This is a genomic window from Staphylococcus sp. 17KM0847, from assembly GCF_013463155.1.
Lineage (GTDB): Bacteria > Bacillota > Bacilli > Staphylococcales > Staphylococcaceae > Staphylococcus.
This window is the reverse complement of sequence record NZ_CP040781.1, coordinates 1,206,974-1,224,789: the sequence shown is the minus strand read 5'-3', so window position 1 is coordinate 1,224,789 and position 17,816 is coordinate 1,206,974. Positions and strand designations below refer to the sequence as shown.

General features: G+C 35.3%; 16 protein-coding genes. 9 read left to right on the top strand and 7 right to left on the bottom strand.

Annotated elements, in window-relative coordinates:
• Positions 1 to 152 precede the first annotated feature (152 nt).
• Positions 153 to 1,415: a tyrosine--tRNA ligase gene (tyrS, locus tag FGL66_RS05855; RefSeq protein ID WP_180808951.1), complete on the top strand. Its 1,263-nt coding sequence runs from the start codon at positions 153 to 155 to the stop codon at positions 1,413 to 1,415.
• Between the two features lie 62 nt (positions 1,416 to 1,477).
• On the opposite strand, the gene FGL66_RS05850 is transcribed toward tyrS, so the two are convergent.
• Positions 1,478 to 2,704: a S1C family serine protease gene (locus FGL66_RS05850; protein ID WP_180808950.1), complete on the bottom strand. Its 1,227-nt coding sequence runs from the start codon at positions 2,702 to 2,704 to the stop codon at positions 1,478 to 1,480.
• Positions 2,705 to 2,858: 154 nt separating this feature from the next.
• Between FGL66_RS05850 and FGL66_RS05845 the strand changes: the two genes are divergently transcribed.
• Positions 2,859 to 3,476 (top strand): lysophospholipid acyltransferase family protein, encoded by a 618-nt coding sequence (locus FGL66_RS05845; protein ID WP_180808949.1) that lies wholly within the window; start codon positions 2,859 to 2,861, stop codon positions 3,474 to 3,476.
• A 114-nt stretch (positions 3,477 to 3,590) separates the two neighbouring features.
• Complete coding sequence (locus tag FGL66_RS05840; protein WP_180808948.1) at positions 3,591 to 4,715, top strand: HAD family hydrolase; 1,125 nt, start codon at positions 3,591 to 3,593, stop codon at positions 4,713 to 4,715.
• A gap of 75 nt (positions 4,716 to 4,790) precedes the next feature.
• On the opposite strand, the gene serA is transcribed toward FGL66_RS05840, so the two are convergent.
• From serA to FGL66_RS05825, 3 genes are all read right to left on the bottom strand, one after another.
• The gene (gene serA, locus FGL66_RS05835; RefSeq protein WP_180808947.1) at positions 4,791 to 6,404 is read right to left on the bottom strand and encodes a phosphoglycerate dehydrogenase; all 1,614 of its coding nucleotides are present in this window, start codon (positions 6,402 to 6,404) and stop codon (positions 4,791 to 4,793) included.
• On the bottom strand, positions 6,394 to 7,554 hold the full coding sequence (locus FGL66_RS05830; protein ID WP_180808946.1) for a pyridoxal-phosphate-dependent aminotransferase family protein: 1,161 nt from the start codon (positions 7,552 to 7,554) through the stop codon (positions 6,394 to 6,396). The genes serA and FGL66_RS05830 overlap by 11 nt, the downstream gene beginning before the upstream one ends.
• 108 nt (positions 7,555 to 7,662) lie before the next feature.
• Positions 7,663 to 8,121: an SACOL1771 family peroxiredoxin gene (locus FGL66_RS05825; RefSeq protein ID WP_180808945.1), complete on the bottom strand. Its 459-nt coding sequence runs from the start codon at positions 8,119 to 8,121 to the stop codon at positions 7,663 to 7,665.
• 76 nt (positions 8,122 to 8,197) lie between these two features.
• Between FGL66_RS05825 and FGL66_RS05820 the strand changes: the two genes are divergently transcribed.
• Complete coding sequence (locus FGL66_RS05820; protein ID WP_180808944.1) at positions 8,198 to 8,941, top strand: glycerophosphodiester phosphodiesterase; 744 nt, start codon at positions 8,198 to 8,200, stop codon at positions 8,939 to 8,941.
• Between the two features lie 177 nt (positions 8,942 to 9,118).
• On the opposite strand, the gene FGL66_RS05815 is transcribed toward FGL66_RS05820, so the two are convergent.
• From FGL66_RS05815 to FGL66_RS05805, 3 genes are all read right to left on the bottom strand, one after another.
• Positions 9,119 to 10,063: an ornithine cyclodeaminase family protein gene (locus FGL66_RS05815; RefSeq protein ID WP_180808943.1), complete on the bottom strand. Its 945-nt coding sequence runs from the start codon at positions 10,061 to 10,063 to the stop codon at positions 9,119 to 9,121.
• A 161-nt stretch (positions 10,064 to 10,224) separates the two neighbouring features.
• A complete protein-coding gene (gene rpsD, locus FGL66_RS05810; RefSeq protein ID WP_180808942.1) occupies positions 10,225 to 10,827 on the bottom strand; it encodes a 30S ribosomal protein S4 in 603 nt (200 codons plus the stop codon).
• 226 nt (positions 10,828 to 11,053) lie between these two features.
• Positions 11,054 to 11,512, bottom strand: a complete 459-nt coding sequence (locus FGL66_RS05805) for a free L-methionine (R)-S-oxide reductase MsrC (protein WP_180808941.1) — start codon at positions 11,510 to 11,512, stop codon at positions 11,054 to 11,056.
• A 181-nt stretch (positions 11,513 to 11,693) separates the two neighbouring features.
• Here FGL66_RS05805 and ezrA point away from each other — a divergent pair, with 181 nt between their 5' ends.
• From ezrA to sppA, 5 genes are all read left to right on the top strand, one after another.
• Positions 11,694 to 13,394 carry a septation ring formation regulator EzrA gene (ezrA, locus tag FGL66_RS05800; RefSeq protein WP_180808940.1) on the top strand — a complete coding sequence of 567 codons (1,701 nt, stop codon included), beginning with the start codon at positions 11,694 to 11,696 and terminating at the stop codon, positions 13,392 to 13,394.
• A gap of 132 nt (positions 13,395 to 13,526) precedes the next feature.
• On the top strand, positions 13,527 to 14,660 hold the full coding sequence (locus FGL66_RS05795) for a cysteine desulfurase family protein (protein ID WP_180808939.1): 1,134 nt from the start codon (positions 13,527 to 13,529) through the stop codon (positions 14,658 to 14,660).
• Positions 14,661 to 15,881 carry a tRNA uracil 4-sulfurtransferase ThiI gene (thiI, locus tag FGL66_RS05790; protein ID WP_180808938.1) on the top strand — a complete coding sequence of 407 codons (1,221 nt, stop codon included), beginning with the start codon at positions 14,661 to 14,663 and terminating at the stop codon, positions 15,879 to 15,881. It begins immediately after the preceding gene.
• A gap of 28 nt (positions 15,882 to 15,909) precedes the next feature.
• Positions 15,910 to 16,689: a TSUP family transporter gene (locus FGL66_RS05785; protein WP_180808937.1), complete on the top strand. Its 780-nt coding sequence runs from the start codon at positions 15,910 to 15,912 to the stop codon at positions 16,687 to 16,689.
• A gap of 139 nt (positions 16,690 to 16,828) precedes the next feature.
• Entirely contained in the window at positions 16,829 to 17,815 is a 987-nt protein-coding gene (sppA, locus tag FGL66_RS05780) for a signal peptide peptidase SppA (RefSeq protein WP_180808936.1), read from the top strand.
• Position 17,816 lies beyond the last annotated feature (1 nt).

The following is a 17,816-nucleotide window of genomic DNA, read 5'->3' as shown; positions in this document are numbered from 1 at the left end:
AATACACCTCGTACGTATATTCCAACGTTAGGTAGTGAACGTATCATTACAAGAGAAACAGAGTATGGTGGTACCGTGCAGTCAATCATTGCGCCCTTACAATTATGTAAGAGGTGTTTTTTTATGCACAAATTTCAAAGGAGGTTAGAAATATGACGAATGCATTAATTGAAGAGTTAAAATGGAGAGGTCTTATTTATCAACAAACAGATGAAGTCGCAATTGAAGAATTATTAAATAAAGAATCTGTTAAAATTTATTGCGGTGCAGATCCAACAGCAGATAGTTTACATATTGGTCATTTATTACCTTATTTAACACTACGCCGTTTTCAAGAGGCAGGTCACCGTCCAATCGTGCTTGTAGGTGGCGGAACAGGGATGATTGGTGATCCATCTGGAAAATCTGAAGAGCGTGTATTACAAACTGAAGCACAAGTTGAACAAAATGTCCGTGGTATTCAAAAACAAATGGAGATGTTATTCGACTTTAATATGGAGAATGGCCCCATTTTAGTCAACAACAGGGATTGGTTAGGTCAGATTAGTTTGATTGAATTTTTACGCGACTTTGGTAAACACGTCGGTGTAAACTATATGTTAGGTAAAGACTCAATTCAATCACGTCTTGAGCATGGTATTTCGTATACAGAGTTTACATATACTATTTTACAGGCAATTGACTTTGGGCATTTGAATCGTGAGTTGGGTTGTAAAATACAAATAGGTGGCTCAGACCAATGGGGAAACATTACGAGTGGTATTGAGTTAATGCGTCGTATGTATGGAACAGATGATGTATATGGATTAACGATCCCACTTGTTACTAAGGCAGACGGTAAAAAGTTTGGTAAATCTGAATCAGGTGCAGTATGGTTAGATCGTGATAAGACAAGTCCATATGAATTTTATCAATTTTGGATTAATACAAGTGATGAAGATGTTATCAAGTTTTTGAAGTATTTTACATTTTTGTCAAAAGAAGATATTGCAGCATTAGAAGCATCTGTGCAATCAGAGCCCCACTTACGCAAAGCACAAAAAGCATTAGCAGAAAATGTCACAGCTTTTATTCATGGGGAGGAAGCTCTAGCAGAAGCACAGCGTATTTCACAAGCATTATTTAGTGGTGATTTAACAGCTTTATCTACACAAGAGATCAAAGCGGGTTTTAAAGACGTGCCACAAGTTACGTTATCTGCTTCTACAACGAACATTGTTGAGGCATTGGTCGAAACAAAGATCTCATCGTCAAAGCGACAAGCTCGTGAAGATATACAAAATGGTGCAATTTATATTAATGGTAAACGCCAAAAAGATTTACAATATATGTTGTCAGATGAAGATAAGTATGACAATACATTTACGATTATCCGTAGAGGTAAGAAAAAATACTTTATGGTGAATTATCAATAAAACAATCGAAACATGAAGTAAAAGCCCACTAGCTGATAATGTCTAGTGGGCTTTTACTTATATTATGAGCTGGATTCAATGAGAGAAACATTCACTTTTTGAGATTGACCATCACGTAAAATGGTAAATGTGACTTGATCACCAGGTTTTTTATTTTTATAGAGATATGAACGTAAATCAGAATCGTTTTCAACTTTTTGACCTTCTATTTTTGTAATGATATCGCCTTTTTTTAAGTTTATTTGTCTACGCTGTACTTCGGCAACATAGACGCCTTGGTCTACTTTTAATTTGCGTTGGTACGAAGCGGGAATATCAGCAACATTAATCATTCCAATGCCAATAGAGGGGCGTTTGACTTCTCCGTTTTTCACAAGTTGTTCAATGACGAGTTTGACTTCGTTACTTGGGATTGCAAAGCCGATACCTTCGACTTGTGGTGCAGATATTTTCATTGAGTTAATACCGACTAAGTTCCCATTAATATCAACGAGTGCACCACCTGAATTACCGGGATTAATTGCAGCGTCTGTTTGAAGTACAGTAACTTTATTTGTACCTGCGGGTGTTTCTGCGTCGATAGTACGTTCACTTGCTGAAATAATACCTGAGGTTACTGTATTAGAAAATTCAAGACCTAATGGGTTACCCATTGCAAAAACACTATCACCGGTTTTTACTTTTGATGAATCGGCAAAGTTAATCGCTTTAATATCATCTCTATTTTTTATTTTTAAAACAGCGATATCTGTCAATGCATCTGTACCGACGAGTTGAGCATTGACTTGCTTAGAGTTGTGAAGTTGTACTTTAATGGAAGAAGCACCTTCAATAACATGATTATTAGTTACGATAAAAGCTTCGTTTTGGGTGCGTTGATAAATGACGCCCGAACCAATACCAGAAGTTTCTGACTCTGTTGATTTGCCCTGTAATAAATCTGCTAAACTTTCAGCTTTTTGTTCGTTAATGACACCTACAATGGAAGGGGCTTTATCTTGTATCATTGCATTAACACTTTTATAAGATGTGGATTGATTATCTAATAGATTCCCACCTTTGCTTTGTTTAGAGACATTAACATCTGCACCGGATGATCCATTAGAGTTTGTTAGTTTGGAATAACCACCAAAGATAGCAAGCGCAAGCATTCCACCAATAAGACCAGCAATGATAGCAATGATAATAATGCGTAGCCAAGGTGATTTGTTATGAACATTTTTGTGTCTGTTTGTTGTATGTACATCCGAATCAAAATCAGATGCATGTTCAAAATCATTTTTATTCATTTTATTCCTCCTTTAAATATATTATGCGTCTTTTAATACAAATTTGCTAGTAACACACTATCCGTCTTGAGTAGTAGAATGGATATGCTTGTTGAAATGAAAGGGAAGTGATAGAATTTAAAGAGTTAATTTTATAGAAAAAGTAGGTGTCATCATGTTATACAAATTAATAGGGTCAATTCTTGACTTTATTATAGCGAAACGACTTAAAAATTTAGAAGTATTAGGACAAGAAAACAAGCCCAAAACACAAGACTATCTCGTAACGTGTAATCACGAAAGTTATAATGAGATTGTGTTACTAGGCGTGGCATTACTACCTAATCAAATTCACTTTATGGCTAAGCAAGAACTTTTTCAAAATAAGTTATTCGGTCAATTTTTATCGTCTTTAAATGCTTTTCCAGTAAATCGTGAAAATCCCGGACCGAGTACATTAAAAGTTCCTGTTAAATTACTCAATTCAAATAAAACAGTAGGAATTTTTCCGTCTGGACGTCGTACAACTGAAGAAGTACCACTAAAACGAGGTGCTGCAACAATTGCAATGTTGGCAAAGAAACCTATTCTACCAGCAGCATATGTAGGACCTACAAAACTTTTAGGCATGTTAACAGGAAAAGCTTATATTAAATTTGGAGAACCGATTGATACAACTGTTTTTCCAGAGGGGCTAAAACGCCAAGAAAAAGTGGAGTATATTACGAAACAAATCAGTGAACGTACGAAACAACTGCAACAAGAATTAAATACATATGTAAATGAGAAATAATGAGAAAGTAGGGCAGTGGAGCAATAGAGGTTTCTGCCCTCTCTCTTTTTATTTTAGTCATAGAAAAAGCATGTTATAATTAATTTATCTGAATATTCAGGAAGAGGGATGATCATGACAAAAGCAGTATTATTTGATGTAGATGGTGTTTTTTTAGATGAAGCCAGATGTTTCGATGTATCTGCATTGACGGTATATGAATTATTATATGATGAACACTATTTAAATTTGAAACCAAGTATAGATTTAGCCCAGTTAAAAGATTCACAAATTATGGAGATACGCAGAACTTTATTTGAAAATGACATGATTTTAAATCGCCTTAAATCTTTGGGGATTAATTCAAATTGGGATATGCTTTTTATTGTTTTTTCAGTACATTTAATTGATTTGCTTCAATCATTGTCAGACGAAGATAAAGCTGCTTTTTTAAATCCTGATTTATTTTCTCATTCATCATTGAAAGATGTACGTAACAAATTAGTGTATAAGCAAATTGATTATGCGCAGCCTTTAGATTTTTTAAATCATATTGAAAAAGGGAAAGAACAAATTTATCAAAGTCTTAAAGATTATGCATCTGTAAAACTTAATACACAACAAACTGCATTATTTGATATTAATAGTCCGCTATGGCAACTTGCACAAGAATTATTTCAAGAATGGTATTTAGGTACAGAATTATATGAACAAGTTGAACAAAAGATTGCAAAAACGACATATAAGCAAGGATATATTTATAATGAAGTCGCTTTAGCACCTGTTGAGCATATAAAGACATTATTGAAGGATTTGAAAGAGGCAGGGTATATGTTAGCTATTGCGACAGGACGTACACGTGTTGAAACATTAATTCCGTTTGAAGCCCTTGGATTACTTTCATATTTTGATGAAAGTCATATTGTTTCAGCAAGTGAAGTCATTGAGGTAGAACGACGCTATCCCGATCTTAAACCTTTAGGCAAACCCAATCCATTTAGCTATATTGCTGCATACAATGGTAATGTAAAAGAAAACTATCAAGACTACGCAATTAACCAAATTAAAAGAGTCAATCGAAATGAAGTGACGGTTGTAGGAGACTCATTAGCAGATTTACTGAGTGCCCAAAAAATTGATGCACATTTTATCGGTACTTTGACCGGATTAAAAGGGAAAGAAGCAGCAGAAGAATTACAAACACATGGCGCAGATATTTTAGTGGATGATGTATTAGGTGTACGTACACATCTATTATAAAATAAAAAGAGAGGAGTGAAATGGAAACTGTATTCGTATCAGTTTTCTATTTCACTCCTTTTTAATGATTGATATCTAATAGTTCTGGATCAGATGTTCAGGATTTAAGGTTACTTGTATAGCACGTCTAAAGCCATCAATATTTAAGAGGGCTTGTCGTACATTTTCATCGATAGGATGATCAATAGATAAAATCATCATTGCTTTACCTCCGATTTGTTTACGACCTAAATGCATAGAAGCAATATTGACACCGTGTTGACCGAGAAGTTGTCCGGTACGACCTACGATACCCGGTTGATCAGTATGATTAATAACAAGTTGATATTGTTCAGGCTTAAAGTCAACAGGATAGTCATTAATGCGTACGATACGTGGACCAAAGCCGTTTAGGACAGTTGCACCAATCTTAACACGATCTCCTTTATTGATTAGTTCTATCTCAATATAGTTGCTAAACCCTTTTTTCTTTTTTGATTTTTCAATAGTATAAGTTACATTTTGTTCATTCAATAAGACGAGCGCATTAATCAAATTGACATGATCTCCCATATCTTGTTGTAATACGCCTTTTACCAGTGTACGTGTAATCAAACTTGTATCATCCAGCGCAAGATCTCCGGCGTATGTGATTTTGAGTTCACGAGGTGCTTTAGGTAAGAGTTGAATCCCTACCTCACCAGTAATTTGTGCTAAGTTAACAAAGGGTTGGAGTTCGTCATCTTCACTAAAGATGACACTTGGTGCATTGACAGCGTGTTTGACATTTTGATGTTTAAGAATGTCTATAATTTCTTCCGCAACAGAGATCGCTACTTTTTCTTGTGCTTCGATTGTAGAAGCACCAAGATGTGGTGTCACAATGATTTTAGGATGCTGTGTAATCGGTGTATGATTTGCGGGTTCATTAACAAAAACATCAAGTGCAGCACCCGCAATTTTCTCTTCGTTGAGAGCAGTGATCAAAGCTTGTTCATCAATAATGCCACCTCTAGCTACATTAATGATACGAAGATTAGGTTTTGCACGGTCAAAGAAATCGCTATCAATCATTCCTTTCGTCTTTTCAGTTAATGGTGTATGGACTGTTACAAAGTCAGCCGCTTCTGCAATCTCTTCAACTGTTGCACGTGTAAAGTCTAATTCTTTCGCTTGTGCCTCTGTTAGATATGGATCATATGCCAGTACGTCCATACCAAAGCTTTGTAGACGTTTGGCTACACCGATACCAATACGTCCGGTTCCAATGACACCGAGCGTTTTATGATACAATTCTGTTCCACGAAAAGATTGTCGATCCCATGTACCGTGAGATAAAGAAGCATGAGCTTGTGGAATATTTCGTGCCATACTGAGAATCATTGCGACAGAATGTTCTGTTGCTGATATTGTATTACCATCAGGGGCATTAATGACAACAATCCCTTCTTTTGTTGCTGTATCAATATCAATATTATCTACACCCACACCTGCACGTGCAACAACTTTAAGTTTTGTCGCAGCACGTAAGATATCAGCTGTAACTGTTGTTTGACTACGTACGATTAGAGCATCAAAGTCATCGATAATACGAATTAATTCTTGTTCAGAAAGTCCCGTATTATGGATGACTTCAAACGCTTCGTCTTGATAGAGTTGATGAAGCCCATCTTTAGAAATAGGATCTGCAACGAGTATTTTATAATTCATTGTGTATAACCTCCATAAATGTGGTAGTCCCTTTGCCAATATATGATTGATTGCGATAGTTCGTTAAAATAATTTCAAGACTTGCAATAAAAGGCAATAAGTCGAAAGGTGAAATAAAACCCATATGTCCTACACGTAAGATATGTCCTTTGAGTTGACCTTGTCCCCCTGCGATAGTAATGTTAAAGACTTTTGATAATGTATTTTTAATATGTTGTACTTCATCGGTGTTTCTTGGTACAAAAGCAGTAACGGTAGGAGAGGCTGATGCGTCAGATACTAATAGTTCTAACTCTAATGAGCGAAGGGCATGACGTACAGCATCTCTAATGATGTAATGACGGTGAATAACGTTTTGAAAGCCTTCTTCATCAATCATATCACCATAAGCGACAATGCCACGAAAAGCTGGTACATTGGGCGTGAAAGGTGTGGTATGTTTTTCGAGCGACATTCGATGCTTAGAAAGATTCAAATAAAAAGATGGACTATTAATCTCATTGAAACGGGTATAGGCACGATCATTGTATGCAACGAATGCTAAGCCGGGTGGCAACATCAGAGCTTTTTGGCTTCCAGATACTAAAACATCTATATTATCGCGCGACATATCGACGTCTACGGCACCAATACAACTCACGCCATCAACAACGAAAAAGATATTATCATCAAATGTTTTTAAAGCACGGCCCAGTTCGGCGACAGGATGTAGGACAGCCGTAGATGTTTCACAGTACTGTGTGAAAACAGCGGTAATAGGATGATTGATAGATTGAATAAACTGTAAGACATCAGCAGTATTAAAGCTTTGTCCCCATTCCACATTAAAAACATGAATATTTTTATAATACGTTTCAGCAATTTGCTTGTAGCGGTTACCAAAAGCACCTGAGACAATTACAACAAAATGATCGTCAAAGTTTAAAAGATTACGCATACTTGCTTCCAAAGCACTTGTACCACTAGAAGTTAGAATAATGACGTCATTCGATGTACCAAATACAGTTTTAAGAGTAGAAAAGGCTTTTGCTGCAATACGTTCAAACTCAGCTGAACGATGTCCGACCATGGGCAAGTTCATTGCTGTTTGAATTTGTAGCGGTATCGGTGTAGGTCCGGGTGTAAGTAATAATGAATGATGTGTATACATAAGCAACCTCCTTTAACTATTTTCTCATTTTATCAAATTTTCAGATAAATAAACAGATGGAAATGCACAAAATATTAAGATTTGCACATTTCTATTATAGATGTAAGTTTAATCTATTGTTTCAACTTGTAGTATAGCATTGATATTAATTGAAACATTACCTCTTAAGCTATTAGAGACCATACAATTTTTGTCAGCAACCATGAGAAGGCGATCCATACGTTGTTGTAATTTTTGACGTTCTATTTCATCTGCTAACGTAATAACAGCGATATGGTTAATATTGCACATTCTAAATTTTCCATTATGTAGTTCTGCTTCGCCGGAAGATTGCATATTAATTTGAAGGGGATTAAATTTTGCACGTTCAAGTGTTGCAGCGAGGGAGATAGTCATACAGCTTGCAGCAGCACTGACAAGAAGCTCATCAGGATTTGTACCGACTCCTGTGCCACCAAGAGTGTCAGGGATAGAAACATCATGGTGAATAGTGTCACCATCTAAGTGTCCAACACTATCTCGTCCACCTTGCCATTTGACTGTGACAGGAAAATGATGTTGTATCAAAGCAATTCACTCCAATCTATGATATGTTTAACTTAAGTGTAGTGAATGAGCAAGAAAAATGAAAGGAAGAAACATTATGAAACTGGCAAGACCACATAAAGGATTTCAGATTATTGCACATCGAGGTCTCTCACGTCGTTATCCAGAAAATACAAAATTAGCGTATCAAGCTGCATTAAGTCAGCATATTGATATGTTAGAGATTGACTTACATATGACAAAAGATGGTGTACTTGTAGGCATTCATGATGATACGATTGACCGTACATCTAATGGAAAAGGGGCTATTAAAGATCTTACATTAGATCAGCTTCGATCATTTCAATTTGCTAATCAATTAGATTATACATTGGGTATTTCTATTATGACTTTTGATGAAATATTAACATTATGTAAAAATTACTCTAAAACCTTGTTAATAGAAGTGAAAAAACCTAAAATTTATGCAGGTATAAAAGAAACATTGATACAAAAGATAAAATACCATCCATTCCCAAACAATCGAATAATTGTTCAGTCTTTTGACCAATCATTTATTAAAGCATTACATCAAGAAATACCATATATACATCTCGGCGTGTTAATCAGCAAACGGAAATATTGGCTAAAACAGCCTTTATTTCACGAAATTGCACAGTATGCGGACTACGTCAATCCCAATTATCAATTAGTTAATCGTAAGTTTATTCAACGTGCACATGAACATCATTTAAAAGTGATGCCTTATACTGTAAATGATATACAGACTGCTAAAAAACTCATTCAGCTCGGTGTAGATGGTGTGATTACAGATATACCTAATGAAATTTTTAAATTATAATAAAAATATTAAAGTAATTCGGCTTTATCATTTTGACATCATAATGACAATAAGTGTCTAAAGTCAAAGAGGAATTACCCTTTTTGACTTTAGACACCTTTGTTGGAGTGGGGCTACGAAAGTTTGGACAAAAATGCGTTTTCTGTCCAACTCTTATTTTGTTTAGAGATGGTAGTATTATATTAACTTTTCGTAAGCGCCTAAGGCCACAGCTAAATCAAAGTGAGCAGCACCTACGCATTTGAAAATAGTAATATCATCTTCTTGACGTATCACGTTCCCCGCTAAAGAAACTTTTTGTAAGTCGCCATCAATATCATCAAACGAAAAGATCCCTTTTTTATGTGCTTCAATAAACTCTCCAGCCTCTTCTTTAACACCATGAATATCATCAAAAATAATTTGTGATGCTTTTGGAAAAAGGTGATAATCCAACTCCTTCATTTCTGGACGATAGGATCCAATACCATTAATGTGTGTGCCAAGTTTTACATCACTTGATTCAAATACAGGCGTAAGTGACTGAGTTTGGCAATTAATAATATCAGAACGTTTGACTAATGCTTTAACGTCAGTCATGACTTCAACATTCAAATTTGGAAGTACTGATAAAATGCGCTTACGAAAAGCTTTTGCTTTATCTAATGTACGGTTATAAAGGAGTACAGTATGAATAGGACGCACTTCAATATTGCCTAAAAGTTGTTCATAAGCCATACCACCAGTACCAATCATACCGAGTGTTTGTGCATTTGTTCGGCTTAAATATTTAGATGCGATACCACTCAATGCTCCCGTGCGTAAACGTGTCAAATAACTACCATCAATACTTGCGACATGCTCGCCAGTTTGTAAATCTGTAACAATAATGTTGGCTTGTGTTGTTGGACGATTATATTGTGGATTATCGGGTGTAATACTTGTAATTTTGATAATACCAAGTTGTTTTCCAAGATGAATACATGGCATATAAAGCATGGATTTTGCACCTTTTCCAGTTGGAATTACAGTACGGGGGGCGTGATGAACCTCATCCATATTGTTAAAAAGTTTTTCAATATCTTGAATGGCATCTGTCATAGTATATGCAGAAGTGACTTGTTGTTCGGTAAAAATATTCATTATTACGGATTCCCCTTTACGTTTAAGTTGTTTCTAGTATAGGAAAGTTTATGATGAATTTAAAGGGGAGAGAGTAGTGGAATGAATGTTTGGTTAAAATAATAGCAAAAAACCCGAGTAGGCATAATCCAAACTCGGGTTTTGATCGCAATGAAAAAGTCTTAACGTGAGTAATACTCAACGATTAATTGTTCATTGATTTCAGCAGGTAATTCGCTGCGTTCAGGTAAACGAACGAATGAACCTTTTAAGTTGTCTGCATCAAATTCTAAGTAATCAGGTACAAAGTTGTTGATTTCAACTGATTCAGCAATGATTGCTAATTTTTGTGATTTTTCACGCACAGCAATCTCTTGACCTGGTTTTAAAGTATAAGATGGAATGTCAACACGTTTACCATCAACTAAGATATGACCATGGTTTACTAATTGACGTGCTTGACGACGTGTACGTGCTAAACCTAAAGCATATACAACAGCGTCTAAACGGCTTGCAAGTAAGATCATGAAGTTCTCACCATGAACCCCACCTTGCTTACCAGCAATTTTAAATGTGTTATGGAATTGACGTTCAGTCATACCATATAAATAGCGAAGTTTTTGTTTTTCGCGTAGTTGTAAACCATACTCTGATAATTTTTTACGTTGTGTAGGACCGTGTTGTCCTGGTGCATAAGGTCGTTTGTCTAATTCTTTACCAGTACCTGATAATGAAATACCTAAACGACGAGATTTTTTCCAGCTAGAACCTCTGAATCGAGCCATAGAAGACTCCTCCTTTTTCTTTTTTGTTGTTATGAAAAAACAAAAAAGAGTGTTAAATGCTCGAATAGGATATAGTGTTTTATGTGTCCTCGCCTCATAGCTCTGGTTACACGGCACGCCCACTTTGGGAACACCATAGCGCCTATCAATATTTAACTGCTATTTTCGTTTATTCACACAAAGAACATTGTAACAGTTTAGTGAGAAATGTCAACACATAAAAGTTTTACAAGTGTTGCTCTAAAACATCAACAATAGATTTTAACCCTTTTTCATCAGATTCTGAAAAACGATTTGTAGTAGGTGCGTCAATATCTAATACACCTATAATTTGTCCATTTTTATGGAATGGAATTACAATTTCAGACTGACTCGCTGCATCACATGCAATATGTCCGGGAAAAGCATGGACATCCGCTACACGTTGGATTTCATTTTTTTGAACCGCTGTTCCACAGACACCTCGACCTATTTCAATATGGACGCAGGCAGGTTTACCTTGGAATGGACCAAGAATTAAAGCTTCATTTTTAATGAGGTAGAATCCTACCCAATTAATATTTGAAAGGTTTTCATTTAATAATGCAGATGTATTACTCAAATTTGCAATTAAATCTGTTTCATCTGTCAACAATGCATCGAGTTGTCGTGCTAATAAAGCGTAGTCAGTTGATTTGACTGTCATATTATTCACTCACTTTAACTTAAATTTTTAAAATATTATAGCGTGTCCATTACTTTCGTGCAATCTTCTGATATTTCTACAATAAAAATAGAGGAACTATTGATTTTTTTACAATTTCGATTTAATGCCATGATAAATTACGTTATAATGGTTTTATGGATTTAGGAGGAGAAGAGTGGACATGTTATTGTATATCATACTAGCAATTATCGTCATTATTTTAATTGGTATCAGTATTCTATTTTATATGCGTTCCAATAAGAGAACAATAATTCAAACTGCTGAAACGCGCCGAACAGAACTTAATAAGTTGTCGTATGATGAGAGCTTAGAAAAGTTAAAACAATTAAACTTATCAGGAGAAACAAAAACACAATATGAAGCCCTTCGTCAAGCATGGACAGAAGCAACGAACGATTACCTTGCACCGGTAGATGAAAAAATACACGAGGCTGAAGTGACACTGGATAAGTTTAAGTTTTCTCAAGCACAGACAGAGATTGATGATGCACATGGTTTAATGGATGAATATGAAGCGAAACATAAAACATTAATTCACCAAGCAGATGAGGTGTGTAAAGTACACGAAGAGAGTGATGGCTTGTTTGAAAAAGTTAAAGAGGCACATCGTAAATTAAAAAGAGATGTCCTTGCAAATCGTCATCAATTCGGTGAAGCTGCGGCACCGCTTGAGCAAGAAATCGAAACATTTGAACCTGAAATTGAGCGTTATCAGGAGCTGAAAGATGCAGGGAATTATCAAGAAGCACATACACAAGTGAAAAACTTAAATGATGATATTCATTATTTACAACAAGATATGGCAGAAATACCAGAATTGATTCGTGAATCTCAAAAAGAGTTACCGGGTCAATTCCAAGATTTAAAATATGGTGTGCGTGATTTAAAAGTTGAAGGCTATGACTTAGATCATGTTAAGGTAGACAGTACATTACAAACTTTGAAAACAGAATTAAGTTTTGTAGAACCGATGATTAGTCGTTTAGAACTTGACGCAGCAAATGATAAGTTAGAGGAGATTAATCGCCAGTTAGATGAAATGTATGACTTGATTGAACATGAAGTGACCTCTAAAAATGCGGTAGAAGAATCCAAAGAGCGTATTACAACTGATCTATTTCATGCCAAAGATATGAACTATACACTACAAACTGAGATTGAATATGTGAGAGAAAATTATTATATTAACGAAAGTGATATTCAAAATGTACGCCAGTTTGAAAATGAAATTCAAAATCTTATTGCAGTGTATGATGAAATTTTATTAGAAATGTCAAAATCTGCAGTGCGTTATAGTGAAGTACAAGATAACTTGAAATATATTGAAGATCATGTTGAAGTCATTAATGATAAGCAAGAAAAACTGCAGAATCATCTCATTTCACTAAGAGAAGATGAAGCAGAAGCGGAAGAACATATTTTACGTGTTCAAAGTAAAAAAGAAGAAATCTATCGACGTTTACTTGCATCTAACTTAACTAGCGTACCAGAACGCTTTATTATTTTAAAAAATGAAATTGACTACGAAGTGAGAGAAGTCAACAAACGATTTAGTGAAAGACCTATTAATGTTCAGCAACTGAAAGATAAAGTGAATAAAGTTGTTTTACAAATGAATAAATTCGAAGACGAGGCTAATGATGTTTTGATTAATGCGGTATATGCTGAAAAGTTAATCCAGTATGGCAATAGATATCGTAAAGATAACCACGAACTTGATAAGAGTTTAAACGAAGCAGAACGTCTCTTTAAAAACAATCGCTATAAACGTTCAAGTGAGATTTCAGAACAAGCACTTGAGCGTGTGGAACCGGGCATCAGTCAACATATTGAACGAGAAGTTATGGCACAACAATCTTAATTTAAAACGCTCTTAATGCAAACATGTATTAGGAGCGTTTTTTAAATGTTGTTTTAATCATTTACCTATTCATTTTGATATGAGATATAGTACAATGAGATAATGATTATTTTGTGAAGGAGTCTTAGCAATATGCTTTACTTTGACAATGCAGCAACGACAAAACCGGATGCTTCAGTATTAGAAAGTTATATGAAAGTCAACCAACAGTTTTATTTTAATCCTAATAGCCCCCATGACAAAGGACAGGAAGCAGCACGTTTATTACAGCAAGCACGTGACCAAATTAAAAGAGTACTACATCTTGATGAAGAGACAATTATATTTACGAGTGGCGCCACTGAATCAAATAATATCGCTTTAAAGGGCGTAGCGTATCAAAAGAAGCATTTTGGTCGTACTTTAATTACCTCCGTATTAGAACACCCATCTGTTTTAGAAGTTTTACGTTCTCTTGAAACAGAGGGATTTATCATTAAATATGTCAATATTACAGCAGAGGGTAAAATCGATTTAAACCACTTAAAAACATTACTATCTTCCGATGTCATATTGGTAACGTGTATGCATGTCAATAATATTATGGGACAAGTTCAACCCATCGAAGATATTGCTAAATTATTGAAAGATTATCCTAAAATTCACTTTCATGTTGATGCTGTTCAAGCATTAGGGAAATATCCATTGATGACTCAATCTGTAGATAGTATGGCTTTAAGCGGCCATAAGTTTAATGGATTAAAAGGGCAAGGGTTGCTTATTTTGAAAAATATGCACAATGTTCAACCGACGATACATGGGGGCGGTCAAGAGTATAATTTGCGTAGTGGGACAGTCAATGTACCTATGGATGTATCATGTGCTAAGGCGATACGCTTAGCAGAGGATTATCGTTTTGAGTTGATGAAACAGTTAACAGACATTAATAAACAGATACGTGATATTGTGAATTCGTATGAGGGCGTATATATCAACTCGCCAGATTCATCCTCACCGCATATTCTAAACATTGCATTTCCAGGCGTTCGTGGCGAAGTGCTTGTCAATGCATTCTCAAAGCAAGGTGTGATGGTTTCAACGACAAGCGCGTGTTCTTCAAAACAAGCTAAAGTGAATGAAGTACTGGAAGCCATGGGTATAGAGGTATCTCGAATTTTAGGAAGTATCCGCTTATCATTTGATCGCTATACAACGAAAGAAGATATAGCAGGGTTTGGTGAAGCGTTCGAAAAAGTGTATGAACAAGTGAAGGAGTTGTTACAATAAATGATATATGATCATATTCTTGTACGTTATGGAGAGCTTACACTAAAAGGAGGAAACAGAAAAACATTTGTTAATCAATTGCGTTCTAATGTAAAACGTGCATTAATGCCTTTGCAAGGTTATGAAGTAAAAGCCAATCGTGATCGTATGTATATTCAGCTTGAGCCACATGCGGATGTAGAAGAGATGATGACACGTATTTCAAAGGTATACGGTGTTCATTCGATCAGTCCAGTGTTAAAAATTGATAAAACAATGGATGCCATTTATCAATATGCTGTTCAATTCGCAAAAAGTTATACATCAGGAGATAGCTTTAAAATCGAAGTGAAACGAAGCGATAAACAATTTGAATATGAAACATTTGCCATTCAACGCATGGTAGGTGGAGAGATTTTAAAAAATACGACAGGTTTGCATGTAGATGTTCGAAAACCTATGCATCAAATTATGGTTGAAGTACGTTTAGATGCAGTTTATATGTATGATCGTGTTATACAAGCTATCGGAGGATTACCGGTAGGTACAGGTGGCAAGACATTACTGATGTTATCAGGAGGTATTGATTCTCCAGTTGCAGGTATGGAAGTAATGCGTCGAGGCGTGACTATAGAAGCCATTCATTTTCATAGTCCACCCTTTACAAGTGAAAAAGCAAAACAAAAAGTGATTGAATTGACACGTATTATGGCAGAACGTGTTGGTGCAATTAAACTTCATATTGTACCGTTTACAGAAGTGCAAAAACAGATTCATAAAGTCGTTCATGAGCGTTATACAATGACATCAACACGTCGTATGATGTTGCGTATCGCTGACAAAGTCGCACATCAAGTAGGCGCAGATGCTATTGTAAATGGAGAAAACTTAGGTCAAGTTGCAAGTCAAACTTTAAAAAGCATGTATGCAATAAACGCCGTGACATCAACACCGATTTTACGTCCGTTATTGTCATTGGATAAAGAAGAAATTGTGATAAAAGCTAAAGCCATTGGTACATTTGAAACATCTATTCAGCCATTTGAAGATTGCTGTACGATTTTTACACCTAAACATCCGGTAACAGAGCCACAATATGATAAAGTTTTAAAGTATGAATCAGGTTTTGATTTTGAGGAAATGTTAAATGATGCAGTGGCTAATATTGAAACTTTAGTTATTGATAAAAATTATAATGCACATCAAGAAGAAAAAGAGATATGGCATGATGATTTGTTATAAACAATATCATTAAAAAGGGGATGTTCACATGTTGATGGAATGGGATGGGTCATTAATATTTGTGGTTATTTCATTAGGCTTTTTAGCTGCCTTTATTGATGCTGTTGTTGGAGGTGGGGGATTAATATCTATACCTGCACTACTTGCGATAGGTATGCCACCCGCAACAGCACTTGGTACCAATAAACTCGCAAGTGCATTTGGATCTTTTACAAGTGCAGTACGTTTTTTGAGATCGGGTAAAGTAGATTTAGGTTTTGTAGCAAAAGTTTTCCCTTTTTCTTTTTTAGTAGCTGTATGTGGAGCGATACTTGCTGTTTATTTACCTGCTGAACTACTTAAACCTTTAGTGATTATTATATTAAGCGGTGTCCTTATATATACTCTAGTAAAAAAAGATTGGGGTCACATTCGTACATATCAAAAGCTTTCTATCGTTAAGTTTATTGCATTTATCGCTGTATTACTACTGATTGCTTTTTATGATGGGTTTCTCGGTGGAGGTACAGGGTCTTTTCTCATGTTTGCTTTTCTCTTTGTGGGCTTTGACTTTTTAAGCGCTGCCGGAAATGCCAAAGTTCTAAATTTTGCATCAAATATTGGTGCTTTAACTTTATTTATATACCTTGGGCATGTTGATTATGTTTATGGCTTAACTATGGCTTTGAGTATGGTTGCGGGTTCATATACAGGGGCATGGTTTGCACTCAAATATGGTGTAGGTTATGTTAAAGTATTATTTATTATTGTGACGTTTATTCTTATAATTAAAAATGTATTTGACTATTTGCAAAGTATGCTACTGTAAAATAGAATAAATAATAAGTCGTTATATGCTGAATCATTGAGGCATATAGCGATTTTTTTTCGTGGGATTTATAATTTGATTATTTAATTGAGCAATGATTTTGTTATGATAATGACATAGAGAAAGGGGAGAATAAATAATGTCCAAAAGAATTGTAGCAATTATATTAGCGATTGTTATCGTTTTGAGTGGTATTTTGGTAAGTACAGTAACAACACTTGCTTCATCGTTATTCAGTCCAAGTTTTTCGATAATGAAGGACGCACCGAGTACAGTCATTGAAGAAGGTGATACATCTAAACAAATTGCACAAATTGCAGTGAATGGTGAAATTATTGATATGGGTAGTGGAGGTTTATTTGGAAGTAGTGGTTATGACCATCAAGCAGCATTGAAACAATTAGATACGATTAAACGGGATAAAAGCATTAAAGGCGTATTATTGACGGTTAACAGTCCCGGTGGAAGTACATATGAAAGTGATGAATTTTATCAAAAGTTAAAAGAAGTTAAAAAGTCAGGTAAGACAATATACGTTCAAATGGAAACTTTAGCTGCTTCAGGGGGCTACTATATTTCAGCGCCTGCGGACAAAATTTATGCAGGACCTCAAACACTAACTGGCTCAATTGGTGTGATTTCCGAATCCATAGACTATTCAGAGCTTTTAAATCGTCTAGGTGTAAAAACAAATACGATTAAATCAGGAGAACATAAAGATATTATGAGCCCGTCAAAAGAAATGACACAAGAAGAACGTGATATTCTACAATCTATTAACAAAGATAGTTATGATCAATTTATCAAAGTGATTGTAGATGGACGTGATATGTCAGAATCTAAAGTGAGAAGATTAGCAGATGGACGTATTTATAGTGCACAACAAGCCAAAAGCAATGGTTTAGTTGATAAGATCGGTTATAAAGATGCCGCAATGCGTGACTTGAAAAAAGCAATTAAGACAAAAAATCCACAGGTTATTACATTTGATGAATCAGCTGGTGGGTTGAGTGCGCTTTATGGTTTTAATAGTTTTTTTAAAGGCTTACGTGCGGATATCGAACAAGTAAAATCTATTTTAAACAATGAATCACAAACAAGACCAATGTATAAATATGAAGGGTAGG

Bases quoted from the DNA above. Each gene is read 5' to 3' on its own strand.
- FGL66_RS05845 (WP_180808949.1), top strand. From the start codon at position 2,859: ATGTTATACAAATTAATAGGGTCAATTCTTGACTTTATTATAGCGAAA.
- FGL66_RS05830 (WP_180808946.1), bottom strand. From the start codon at position 7,554: ATGTATACACATCATTCATTATTACTTACACCCGGACCTACACCGATA.
- serA (WP_180808947.1), bottom strand. From the start codon at position 6,404: ATGAATTATAAAATACTCGTTGCAGATCCTATTTCTAAAGATGGGCTT.
- ezrA (WP_180808940.1), top strand. From the start codon at position 11,694: ATGTTATTGTATATCATACTAGCAATTATCGTCATTATTTTAATTGGT.
- FGL66_RS05820 (WP_180808944.1), top strand. From the start codon at position 8,198: ATGAAACTGGCAAGACCACATAAAGGATTTCAGATTATTGCACATCGA.
- FGL66_RS05785 (WP_180808937.1), top strand. From the start codon at position 15,910: ATGTTGATGGAATGGGATGGGTCATTAATATTTGTGGTTATTTCATTA.
- FGL66_RS05795 (WP_180808939.1), top strand. From the start codon at position 13,527: ATGCTTTACTTTGACAATGCAGCAACGACAAAACCGGATGCTTCAGTA.
- FGL66_RS05850 (WP_180808950.1), bottom strand. From the start codon at position 2,704: ATGAATAAAAATGATTTTGAACATGCATCTGATTTTGATTCGGATGTA.
- rpsD (WP_180808942.1), bottom strand. From the start codon at position 10,827: ATGGCTCGATTCAGAGGTTCTAGCTGGAAAAAATCTCGTCGTTTAGGT.
- sppA (WP_180808936.1), top strand. From the start codon at position 16,829: ATGTCCAAAAGAATTGTAGCAATTATATTAGCGATTGTTATCGTTTTG.
- FGL66_RS05815 (WP_180808943.1), bottom strand. From the start codon at position 10,063: ATGAATATTTTTACCGAACAACAAGTCACTTCTGCATATACTATGACA.
- FGL66_RS05805 (WP_180808941.1), bottom strand. From the start codon at position 11,512: ATGACAGTCAAATCAACTGACTACGCTTTATTAGCACGACAACTCGAT.
- tyrS (WP_180808951.1), top strand. From the start codon at position 153: ATGACGAATGCATTAATTGAAGAGTTAAAATGGAGAGGTCTTATTTAT.
- FGL66_RS05840 (WP_180808948.1), top strand. From the start codon at position 3,591: ATGACAAAAGCAGTATTATTTGATGTAGATGGTGTTTTTTTAGATGAA.
- thiI (WP_180808938.1), top strand. From the start codon at position 14,661: ATGATATATGATCATATTCTTGTACGTTATGGAGAGCTTACACTAAAA.